Here is a 10560-nt window from a genome sequence, read left to right on the forward strand (position 1 = left end):
GAGCTCCAAAACATACTGAGAGGAAGCTTCATAACCAAGGTGGACGATAAGGGGCGGATAAAGATACCCACCGCCTTCAAGAGGATCATCCTCGAGGAATATGGTCCCAATCTTTATATCACCAGCTTAACTGGAGAGAGTGTACGGATATATCCTTTCCCTGTTTGGGCAGAGATTGAGGAGAAGTTGTTAACGCTTCCCTCGATGCATCCGACCAAGCTAAGGGTAGTCGATGTATCCAGTTATTTTGGGCAGATAGCAACTATGGATAAACAGGGAAGGGTGCTCATCCCTCAGAAGCTTCGGGAAGAGGCGCGGATGGAGGGGGAGGTGGCTGTTTTGGGGCACCTTCGTTATCTCGAGGTGTGGAACGACCAGCTGTTCCGGGAGAAGAGATTGGCGGTGCCGTTAACCGAGGAGGATTTGAGGATCCTTTCCGAGCTTGGCATATGACCGGCTCCCAGAGGGTGAGATGGAGCCTGAGGTTTATCATAAACCTGTTTTAGTGAAGGAGGTGGTCGAGCAGTTAGTAGTTGATCCGGATGGGTTTTACATCGATTGTACCGTTGGGGAAGGGGGGCATTCATTGGCGATCTTAGCCCGTCTTTCAGAGAGAGGGAGGCTTCTCGGTATCGACCGCGACCCCGAGGTGATCGAGGTGGCGAGAGGGAGGCTTTCTTCATTTTCATCGCGGGTTCGTCTCCTTTCCTCCGATTACCGAAGGCTTCCTGAGATATTGAAAGAGGGAGGATATCCTCCACCTTCGGGCATCCTTTTTGACCTCGGCCTCTCCTCGTTCCAGCTTTTTAGGCCTGAGCGAGGGTTCAGCTTTTCCCTTCCCGGACCCCTCGATATGAGGTTCGATCGGAGCTCGGGGATGTCCGCCTCAGAGCTGGTGAATCGACTCTCCGAAGGAGAGCTTGAAGAGATAATAAGAGAATACGGCGAGGAGCGAGAGGCAAGGAGGATCGCGAGGGCGATCGTGAGGGCAAGGAGGAAGAAGAAGATAGAGGAAACCACCGAGCTGGCGGAGATCATAGTGGATGCGATGAGGAGAAGAAGGTGGCGGATACACCCAGCAACCAGGACTTTCCAAGCCCTTCGCATCGCAGTGAACGATGAGCTTACCGGTCTCGATGAGGTTTTGGAGCAGGCGGTGAGACTTCTTAAGAAGGGGGGGAGATTGGTGGTAATTGCCTTTCATTCCCTTGAGGATAGGGTAGTAAAGCGGGTTATGAGGCGTCTTTCCAAGCTGGATCCACCCCTTCTCCGGCTGGTGAATAAGAAGGTGATTCGTCCCGGAAGGGATGAAGTAAGGGAGAACCCGCGGGCGAGAAGTGCCCGGATGCGAGTGGGAGAACGGCTATAAATGGTGGACAGGGTGGGAAATAATCAGAAGATAAGGGAAAGGAGATGGAAGTTCCCTCGGGGCGTCCTTCTTCTTATGCTCGTTTTTGGGGTTCTCTTTTTCTATCTTTGGGAGCAGGTGGAGATAATGAAGCTCGGCTATCGAATAGACGAACTCAATAAGAAGAGGGAAAAGCTGCTCGAGGAGAAAAGGAGGCTTTCTCTGGAAAAGGCTTTCCTAAGTTCCCCTGAGAGGATAGAAAGGATTGCTAAAACGAAACTTGGAATGCGGTATCCCAAGCCAGAAGAGGTGATAATCATCGGCGAGGAGAATAAGAAGAGATAGGGACGGATTATGGTGGAGAGGAAGAAGAAAAGAGCGATCTTCGTTGGAGTAATGCTCCTCCTTTGGTGTGGGGTCATCTTCTTAAGGCTCTACGCCATTGGAATAAGGGATAGGGAGAAGTATCGGGAACGAGCGAGAAGGCAGTGGGAGAGGGTGATCACCCTCTCCCCAAAGAGGGGGGTTATCTACGATCGGATGGGAAGGGAGCTTGCGGTAAGTGTTGAGGTCCCCTCGATCTACGCCGATCCCTCTCAGGTTTCCGATCCCGATGGTTATGCAAAGGTGCTCGCTCCATTGCTCGGCGTTAGGAAAGGGTTTATAAAAAAGAGGCTGGCGAGGAAGGGGGAGTTTTCTTGGCTTAGGAGGAAGGTGACTCCGGAGGTAGCGGAGGAGGTGCGGTCCCTTAAACTTCGTGGTATCGGCATTATCTATGAAAATAAGCGGTTTTATCCCAATGGCAGTCTTGCCTCCCATCTCCTTGGCTTCGTGGGGATGGACAACATAGGTCTTGCCGGGATCGAGAGGAAGTACGATGGGGTGATAAGGGGAAGCTCCGGCAGGATGTTGGCGGTGATAAAGGAGAACACGAAGGAGCTTATTTCCGATGGGGAGATCAGATTGTCCCCAAGCGAGGGAGATGATCTCGTCCTTTCCATCGATACCGTCATTCAGTACTATGCCGAACGGGAGCTGGAACGGGCGATTAGGAGGACATCGGCTAAGGGGGGAATGGTCGTTGTGATGGATCCGGAGACGGGAGAGGTGTTGGCGTTAGCCAATAGGCCTACCTATGATCCCAACCGATTTAACGATTATCCTCGTTATTCCTGGCGAAATCGAGCGGTTGCCGATATCTATGAGCCAGGCTCCACCTTCAAGATCGTTACCGCCTCCGTTGCCCTTGAAGAGGGGGTAGTTTCTCCTTACGACCATTTCTATTGCGGGCAGGGAGCGATAGTAGTGGACGGCTATCTCATCCGGGATACTGGTTCTTATGCCGACTTGAGCTTCCGCGAGGTCCTCGAATACTCAAGCAATGTGGGCGCGGTGCTCATCGGAACGAGGCTTAATCCAAAAACCTTCCATGATTGGCTCAATGAGCTCGGTTTCGGAAGAAGGACCGGGATCGACCTTCCTGGGGAGAGCCCAGGTCTCATCGGTGGTTATAAGGGATGGAGCAAGTTTATGCTCGGGGAGATATCGATCGGCCAGGGCATTGGGGTAACCGCCCTTCAGATGCTGAGGGTGACGGCAGCGGTAGCCAACGGGGGGTATCTCCTCACTCCGAGGATAGCGCTCGGCAGGAAAAAGGGAGGAACTTTCGAGCCCTTCCCCAGAGGGGAAAGGGTTATGGTTCTTTCTCCCCGAACCTGCTCCATCATAAAGGAGATAATGGAAGGGGTGGTCGAAAGGGGGACTGGGAAAAGGGCTAAGGTCCCCGGTTATAGAGTTGCAGGAAAGACGGGCACTGCCCAGAAGATAGGTCCTTCTGGAACCTATGCTGATGGGGGCCATATCGCCTCCTTTGTTGGGTTTGCCCCGGTGGAAAAGCCGCGGATAGCGGTTATTGTAGTCATCGACGAGCCTAAGGGGAGGTATTTCGGAGGGGAAGTGGCAGCGCCGGTATTCAGCCGGGTGGTCTCTGCCACCCTTCGTTATCTCCGAGTGCCTCCGGAGAAAAAGGATGGATGGCTTTTGGCACGGGCGATCAGTCAAACTGAGGGAAGCGAATGAAGCTTGAGGAACTGCTCAATTCGGTGGAGATAGTGGAGGTTAAAGGGGATCTCTCTACGGAGATCGATGGTATCAGCTACAACTCGAAGAGGGTGAAAGAAGGCTATATCTTCATAGCCATAAAGGGGGAGAAGACTGACGGAAACCGCTTCATACCTGAGGCGATAGAGAGAGGAGCGAAAGCTGTCGTCTCGGAAGATGATCCCAAAGGAGGGCTGGTGGATAGCATCCCCTATGTGAAGGTGGCGGATGCGAGGAGGGCAATGGCTAAGGTCTCTGCCAACTTCTTTAAGCGCCCGAGCGAGGAACTCACCCTCATCGGGGTCACCGGGACCAATGGGAAGACCACTTACACCTACTTGATGGAGGCGATATTGAACGAGGCGGGTCTCCCCGCCGGGAGGATCGGCACCATCTCCTATTCGGTGGGGGGAAGAAAGATCGTCGCCTCCCGCACCACTCCGGAGGCGCCGGATATCGAGGGTTTTTTAAGGGAGATGGTCTCCTCCGGGATGAAGGCGTGTGTGATGGAGGTCTCCTCCCATGCCCTGGAACTCCATCGGGTGGATGAGCTCTCTTTTGATGTCGCTACCTTCACCAACCTTACCCGGGACCACCTCGACTACCACAAGACGATGGAGAACTACTTCAAAGCGAAGTTAAAGCTATTTGAGCTCACGAGGAAAAATGGAGGAAAAGGGGTGGTTAACATCGATGATCCCTTCGGGCAGAGGATTATCAAGCTTCCCTCCTTCCCCAGGGTGAGCTACGGTTTTTCCGCCAAGGCTGATGTTCATCCGGAGGATTACCGGCTCTCCCGTTCCGGGATTGCCGGCGAGATAATAACCCCGAAGGGGACGCTCAAACTTCATTCGTCCTTACTTGGGAGGCCCAATCTCTACAATATCCTGGCAGCGGTTGCCACTTCTATCGCCCTCGATCTACCGCTCGATAAGGTGAGGTCGGGGATCGAAAAGGTGAGATCGATCCCGGGAAGGTTTGAAATAGTGGATGAAGGTCAGGACTTCACCGTGATCGTCGATTACGCCCATACCGACGATGCCCTGCGTAACCTGCTGGTGACCGTAGGCGAGCTTGCTCCTCGGCGGATAATCACCGTCTTCGGTTGTGGTGGTGATAGGGATAAGGGAAAGAGACCGCTTATGGGCTCCTATGCGGTGAAGCATTCCGATATCGTGATCGTAACATCGGATAACCCCCGTTCCGAGGATCCAATGGCGATAATAAAGGAGATAGAGGAGGGGATCGTAAACACCGTGGAGAAAAGGGGGGGGTACATTATCGAGCCCGATCGAAGAAAGGCGATCGAGCTCGCCATAGATTATGCCCGGCGGGGCGATTTCGTCGTCCTCGCGGGAAAGGGGCATGAGGATTATCAAATACTGGGCGACAAGGTGATCCACTTCGATGACCGGGAGGTCGCCCGGGAGATGATCTGGAGGAAGAGGGGGAGGGGGTAAGGGTATGGCATTGCTCTCGGCAGGGCAGATTGCAAGGTATTCTCGGGGAAGGATAGTCTCCGGTTCCCCTGATACCCTTATCTCCTCCTATTCTCTCGATTCAAGAGGGATAAAGGGAAAGGAGCTTTTCTTCGCCATCAAAGGGGAAAGGTTTGATGGGCACGATTTCGTAATCGACGCCCTAAAAAAGGGAGCGGTTGGCGCAGTTGTTGAGCGGGGGAGAGCACCCGTTGAGATTTCTGGGGAACCCCTGATCATAGAGGTGGCTGATACCACCCGCGCCCTCCAGGACCTCGCCGCTTCGGTGAGGAGGGAGTACAGGGTGAAGGTGGTAGGAATAAGCGGTAGTACCGGAAAGACGACGACCAAAGACATCACCTACAGCCTTCTTTCCTCCTCGTTCCGGGCGAAAAAAAGCATCGGGAACCTGAACAACCTTTATGGGCTTCCCCTTTCTCTCCTTTCCCTTGAAGAGGGGGACGAGCTCTTCGTAGCGGAGATGGGGATGAGCCGTTCCGGGGAGCTTAGCCGGCTCTGTGAGATAGCCGAGCCGGAGATCGGCGTCCTTACGAATATCTCTTTGGTTCATCGGGAGTTCTTTCCCGATATTAAGGCGATCGCCCGCGCCAAGAAGGAGCTACTCGATGGGCTCACGGGAGAGAGGATAGCGGTTTTGAACCGGGACGATCCCCTGATCAGGGAGATAAGCGAGGACTTCCCTGGGAGGAAGGTCTGGTTTGGGTTAAAGGGGAAAGCGGAGGTGAGCGCGTATAATATTTCGCCCAAGGGGCTTTCCGGAACCGCGCTAACCATCGATTATGGTGGGAGAAAGAAGGACTACTTCCTTCCCTTGATCGGGTTTCACAATGTGATGAACCTACTCGCCGCCCTTGCCACCGCTTATGCCTTTTCCCTTTCCTTGGAGGATATCGCTTTAGGGCTCTCCCAGATAACCCCCTCCCCAATGCGGGGGCAGGTGATCAATTTCCGGGAGGGGTTCACCGTGATCGATGAGAGCTATAATTCGAACCCCGAAGCGCTCTCTGCGGTTCTTTTCTGGTTCAGGGAGCTTTCCGGTTTTTCTCGAAAGATAGCCGTCCTTGGGGATATGCTTGAGCTGGGCGATGTTGCAGAGGAGGCGCATCGGGAGGCGGGGAGGAAAGCCTCCTCCTCAGGGCTCTCTCTCCTCATCGGGGTGGGTGAGCTCGCCAGATTGCTGGTTGAGGAGGCAAGGTCTTCGGGAATGGATGAGGGCTCTCTCTTCCATTTCCCCGGTGCTGCTGAAGCGGCGGAGTTCCTCGTTCCCCGAATAAAGGAGGGAGATGTCATCTTGGTTAAAGGGTCCCGGGGGATAAAGACCGACATAGTTGTATCCCGGATCCGGGAGCGCTACCACGAGGAGGAGACCGATGCTCTATAAGCTTCTTTACGGGCTTCATGATTACATATCGCCCTTCAATGTCTTCCGTTATATAACCTTCAGGACCGCGCTTTCCGTGCTTACCGCTCTTATCATAAGCTTTTTCTTCGGTCCTTATGTCATAAGGAAACTCAGCGCTCTCTCCCTGAGGCAGAGGGTGAGGGAGGAGACGCCCAAGCGTCATCAGAAGGAGAAGGAGGGTGTTCCCACGATGGGGGGCATTCTCATCCTTATCTCCATTATCATCCCTACCTTCCTCTGGATCGATCTGGGAAACAAGTTCTTCTGGCTCCTTCTCACCGCTACCCTCCTTTTCGGTGTCCTTGGTTTTGTCGATGATTACATAAAGGCGGTTAAGGGCAATCCAAAGGGCCTCACCATAAAGATGAAGCTCATCGGGGAGATCGCCATTGCTCTCTTTGTGGGGGCGGTGCTCTATTATCTTGCCGGGAAGGGGATGTTTTCCACCAGGATAAGCTTCCCCTTCATCAAACAGCTCAACCCCGATCTCGGCTGGGGCTATATCCTTTTTTCCGTTCTCGTCCTTGTGGGTTCGTCAAACGCGGTCAATTTCACCGATGGGCTCGACGGATTGGCTATCGGCGCGGTGCTCATCGCCTCGGCAACCTACACCGTCCTTACCTATGTTGCCGGACATTATATAGCGGCGAACTACCTCCTCATTCCTTATGTTCGTGGGGTAGGGGAGATCACCATCTTCGGTGGAGCGATGGTCGGGGCGAGCCTCGGCTTCCTCTGGTTCAACTGTTATCCCGCGAAGATATTTATGGGGGATGTGGGCTCCCTCGCCTTGGGCGGGGCTATTGGCACCATTGCCCTTATCATCAAGCAGGAGATACTTCTGGTGATTGTAGGCGGTTTATTCGTCATTGAAGCTCTCTCGGTGATCATCCAGATAGTCTCCTACCGCCTATACGGGAAGAGGGTATTTCGGATGGCTCCTCTGCACCACCATTTCGAGCTTCTTGGCTGGGAGGAGCCAAAGGTGATCGTAAGGTTCTGGATCATAGCTATCATCTTTGCCCTTATAAGCTTGAGTACCTTGAAGCTGAGGTGAGGATGGAGAAGGGGATGGAGCTTTCAGGGAAGAAGGTATTGGTGGTGGGGATGGCGGAGAGTGGCATCGCCGCTACCCGCTTCCTCCTTGCCAGGGGGGCTAAGGTGGTGGTGAGCGAACTGAAAGGAGAGGAGGTGGTGGCGGAAAAGGCGATGGCGCTTCGGGCGCTTGGCGCCACTGTGGAGACCGGAGGTCATAGCCGGGAGAGCTTCCTCTCCGCCGAGCTCATCGTGGTGAGCCCAGGCGTTCCTTTGGGTATTCCCGGTCTTGCCGAAGCGAGAAGGAAGAACATCCCCATCATAAGCGAGGTAGAGCTCGCTTACCGTTTCGCCAGGGGGAGGATCATCGGGATCACTGGCGCCAACGGGAAGACCACCACCACCACCCTGGTAGGTGAGATATTGCGTAAGGCGGGGTTCAGGGTGGAGGTGGTGGGGAACATAGGAAGACCCTTTATAAACTATGCCGAGCGCGAGGTCGATTACTTCGTCCTCGAGCTTTCAAGTTTTCAGCTCGAAGCGATAGACCATTTCCGGGCTGACATCGCGGTCCTTTTGAACATCACCCCGGACCATATGGACCGCTATTCGAGCTTTGAAGACTACGCTGAGGCAAAAGGGAGGATCTTTCTAAACCAGCGGGAGGACGATTTCGCGGTGGTAAACCTCGATGATCCGGTCTCCCGAAAAATAGCAGAAAAGGTGGGTTCCAAGCTGATCTGGATAAGCAGAACGAGGGAATTGTCGGAAGGCGTCTTCGTCTCCGGTGATAGGGTCTCCTATCGCTTGGGGGATGGAAAGGGGGAGGTTATCCCCCTTTCGGAGATCGCCCTCTTCGGGGTCCATAACTTAGAGAATGTGCTTTCTGCGGTGGCGGTGGCGCTCATTGTTGGAGCCCGTCCTGAGCCATTAAGAGAGGTTCTGAGGAGCTTCAAGGGGCTCCCCCACCGCTTGGAGTTCGTCGCTGAGATAGAGGGGATAAGGTTTTTTAACGATTCCAAAGCGACCAACATAGACGCGGTGGCGAAGGCGATAGAAAGCTTTGAAAGCCCCCTCATCCTCATCCTTGGGGGGAGGGATAAGAACGGCGATTTCTCCGCCTTGATCCCCTTGATAAAAAAGCGGGTGAAGACGGTGCTCACCATCGGGGAGGCAGCAAAGAAGATCGAGGGAATACTTGGCGATGTTGTTCCCCTGCGTCGGGTCTCCTCGCTCGCCGAAGCGGTAAAGGTGGGGTTTTCCGAGGGGAAGCCCGGGGATACGGTGCTTCTCTCGCCCGGCTGCGCCAGTTTCGATATGTTCCTCAACTTCGAGGAGCGAGGGGATGTATTTAAGGAAGAGGTGCGCAAACTGAAGCGGAGGAGGGAGAATGCCTAAGAGGTTTGCTCCTGATCCGATACTCCTTTTGACCATCGCGCTTCTCTTCGTCTTTGGCTTGATGATGGTTTATTCCGCCTCCGGTGTCTATGCGGATAAGACCTTTGGGAATAGCTACTTCCTTCTTATGAAGCAACTCGCTGCTGGCTTTATCGGGGTGGTGGCGATGCTCTTCCTCTCGAACCTCAATTATCGCATCCTAAGGGAGAAGGCGGTCATCTACCTCCTCATAGGAATCACCTTTATTCTTCTTATCGCGGTCCTCTTTGCTCCAGCGGTGAATGGCGCCCATCGCTGGTTAAGGTTTGGTGCCTTTTCCTTTCAGCCCTCGGAGCTCGCGAAGTTGGTACTGGTCATCTTTCTCGCGAGGAGACTCGCCAATAAGGAGAAAGGGGAACTCCCAAAGAGAGGAGATATCCCCCTCCTTCTTTTCGTTCTCGGGGGGTTCTCCTTCCTCGTTATCATAGAACGCGATCTTGGCTCCTCGATGTTCATCCTCACCCTTGGCTTGGTGCTTCTCTTCATCGGAGGGATGAGCTTTGGCTATCTCGTCCTGTTCGCTGCCGGCACTACCTTTTTCTTCTGGTATGCGGTATTCATCAGGCATCATGGTATTATGCGAGTTCTCGCCTACCTCGATCCCTGGAGTTATTCTCGCCAGGGAGGATGGCAGATCATCCAATCCCTTACCGCCATCGGAAGCGGTGGCATCTTTGGGGTGGGCTTCGGCCAGGGGGAACAGAAACTCTTCTTCCTCCCCAAGCCATATACCGATTTCATCTTCTCGGTTATCAGCGAGGAACTCGGCTTCATTGGAGCATCGGCGGTTATAGCTGCCTTTATCATCATTCTCATCCGGGGGCTTAAGGTTTCCTTCAACGCTCCTGATCCCTTTGGGAGGTATTTAGCCCTCGGTATCACCTTGATGATAGTGATTCAGGCACTGATAAATATAAGCGTGGCGTTGAACATCCTGCCTACCAAGGGGATACCGCTCCCCTTGATAAGCTATGGTGGTTCTTCGCTTTTGATTACCCTTTGTGCGTTGGGAATACTGCTCAATATCTCTCGGTATAGCTCTTTTCGGGTAGGATGATGGGGTATTTCGACCTTGACGATGAAAGGAGGCTGAAGGTGATAATAGCTGGCGGGGGAACCGGAGGGCATATCTACCCCGGGATCGCCATCGCCAAGGAGATATTGAAGAGGGAGAAACAGGCCTCTATCCTCTGGGTAGGTGGTGATCGGGGGCTCGAAGGGAGGATCGTGCCCAGGGAGGGATTTTCTTTGAAGACGATCCACATCCGGGGGCTTCTCGGGAAGTCGGTCTTCTCCTTCATCAAGGGTTTAGCCCTCCTTCCCCTCGCCTTTTTCGAGACCATCTTCATCCTCTTGAACTTCAGGCCCCATTTGGTGATCGGAGTAGGAGGTTATGCCTCGGGACCGGTGGTTTTAATCTCCGCCCTTTCGGGAAAGAGGACGATGATCGCGGAGCAGAACTTAAAGCCGGGCATTACCAACCGCATCCTCTCCTTCTTCGTCGATCTCGCCTGCTGCTCCTTCGAGGATACGGCAAGGTTCTTCCATTGCCCATCGAGGATCACCGGGAATCCGATAAGGGAGGAGTTCTCCCATTGCGGCGAAGAAAGGAGGGATGAGGGAAGAAAGGTGCTCCTCATCTTTGGGGGAAGCCAAGGGGCGAAGGTGATAAACAGGGCGATGATAGAGGCGCTCTCCGAGCTTGAGCCATATAGGGATCGGCTTATAATTATGCATCA

At 53.8% G+C, this 10560-nt stretch carries 10 protein-coding genes; all 10 read left to right on the forward strand.

Features of this window, described 5'->3' with window-relative positions:
• The first annotated feature begins 12 nt into the window (after nucleotides 1-12).
• A complete protein-coding gene (locus J7L64_07025) occupies nucleotides 13-453 on the forward strand; it encodes a division/cell wall cluster transcriptional repressor MraZ (GenBank protein ID MCD6452093.1) in 441 nt (146 codons plus the stop codon).
• Between the two features lie 19 nt (nucleotides 454-472).
• Entirely contained in the window at nucleotides 473-1369 is an 897-nt protein-coding gene (gene rsmH, locus J7L64_07030) for a 16S rRNA (cytosine(1402)-N(4))-methyltransferase RsmH (GenBank protein ID MCD6452094.1), read from the forward strand.
• A complete protein-coding gene (gene ftsL / locus J7L64_07035) occupies nucleotides 1370-1693 on the forward strand; it encodes a cell division protein FtsL (GenBank protein ID MCD6452095.1) in 324 nt (107 codons plus the stop codon). It begins immediately after the preceding gene.
• A gap of 9 nt (nucleotides 1694-1702) precedes the next feature.
• Nucleotides 1703-3427 carry a hypothetical protein gene (locus J7L64_07040; protein MCD6452096.1) on the forward strand — a complete coding sequence of 575 codons (1725 nt, stop codon included), beginning with the start codon at nucleotides 1703-1705 and terminating at the stop codon, nucleotides 3425-3427.
• Entirely contained in the window at nucleotides 3424-4908 is a 1485-nt protein-coding gene (locus J7L64_07045) for a UDP-N-acetylmuramoyl-L-alanyl-D-glutamate--2,6-diaminopimelate ligase (protein ID MCD6452097.1), read from the forward strand. Before J7L64_07040 ends, J7L64_07045 begins: the two co-directional genes overlap by 4 nt.
• A gap of 4 nt (nucleotides 4909-4912) precedes the next feature.
• Nucleotides 4913-6328, forward strand: coding sequence for a UDP-N-acetylmuramoyl-tripeptide--D-alanyl-D-alanine ligase (locus tag J7L64_07050; protein MCD6452098.1), 1416 nt, complete (start codon nucleotides 4913-4915; stop codon nucleotides 6326-6328).
• On the forward strand, nucleotides 6318-7406 hold the full coding sequence (locus J7L64_07055) for a phospho-N-acetylmuramoyl-pentapeptide-transferase (GenBank protein ID MCD6452099.1): 1089 nt from the start codon (nucleotides 6318-6320) through the stop codon (nucleotides 7404-7406). Before J7L64_07050 ends, J7L64_07055 begins: the two co-directional genes overlap by 11 nt.
• Nucleotides 7407-7420: 14 nt before the next feature.
• Nucleotides 7421-8782 (forward strand): UDP-N-acetylmuramoyl-L-alanine--D-glutamate ligase, encoded by a 1362-nt coding sequence (locus J7L64_07060; GenBank protein ID MCD6452100.1) that lies wholly within the window; start codon nucleotides 7421-7423, stop codon nucleotides 8780-8782.
• Nucleotides 8775-9878, forward strand: a complete 1104-nt coding sequence (gene ftsW / locus J7L64_07065) for a putative lipid II flippase FtsW (protein MCD6452101.1) — start codon at nucleotides 8775-8777, stop codon at nucleotides 9876-9878. The genes J7L64_07060 and ftsW overlap by 8 nt, the downstream gene beginning before the upstream one ends.
• Nucleotides 9875-10560 (forward strand): UDP-N-acetylglucosamine--N-acetylmuramyl-(pentapeptide) pyrophosphoryl-undecaprenol N-acetylglucosamine transferase (locus tag J7L64_07070; GenBank protein ID MCD6452102.1); only part of this gene is annotated, 686 nt, incomplete at its 3' end. The genes ftsW and J7L64_07070, both read left to right, overlap by 4 nt.

It is taken from the genome of Acidobacteriota bacterium (assembly GCA_021161905.1).
Classification (GTDB): domain Bacteria; phylum Acidobacteriota; class B3-B38; order Guanabaribacteriales; family JAGGZT01; genus JAGGZT01.

Excerpts from the sequence above, each read along its gene's own strand:
- J7L64_07045 (MCD6452097.1), top strand. The coding sequence starts at position 3,424 with ATGAAGCTTGAGGAACTGCTCAATTCGGTGGAGATAGTGGAGGTTAAA.
- J7L64_07050 (MCD6452098.1), top strand. The coding sequence starts at position 4,913 with ATGGCATTGCTCTCGGCAGGGCAGATTGCAAGGTATTCTCGGGGAAGG.
- rsmH (MCD6452094.1), top strand. The coding sequence starts at position 473 with ATGGAGCCTGAGGTTTATCATAAACCTGTTTTAGTGAAGGAGGTGGTC.
- J7L64_07060 (MCD6452100.1), top strand. The coding sequence starts at position 7,421 with ATGGAGCTTTCAGGGAAGAAGGTATTGGTGGTGGGGATGGCGGAGAGT.
- J7L64_07040 (MCD6452096.1), top strand. The coding sequence starts at position 1,703 with ATGGTGGAGAGGAAGAAGAAAAGAGCGATCTTCGTTGGAGTAATGCTC.
- J7L64_07055 (MCD6452099.1), top strand. The coding sequence starts at position 6,318 with ATGCTCTATAAGCTTCTTTACGGGCTTCATGATTACATATCGCCCTTC.
- ftsW (MCD6452101.1), top strand. The coding sequence starts at position 8,775 with ATGCCTAAGAGGTTTGCTCCTGATCCGATACTCCTTTTGACCATCGCG.
- ftsL (MCD6452095.1), top strand. The coding sequence starts at position 1,370 with ATGGTGGACAGGGTGGGAAATAATCAGAAGATAAGGGAAAGGAGATGG.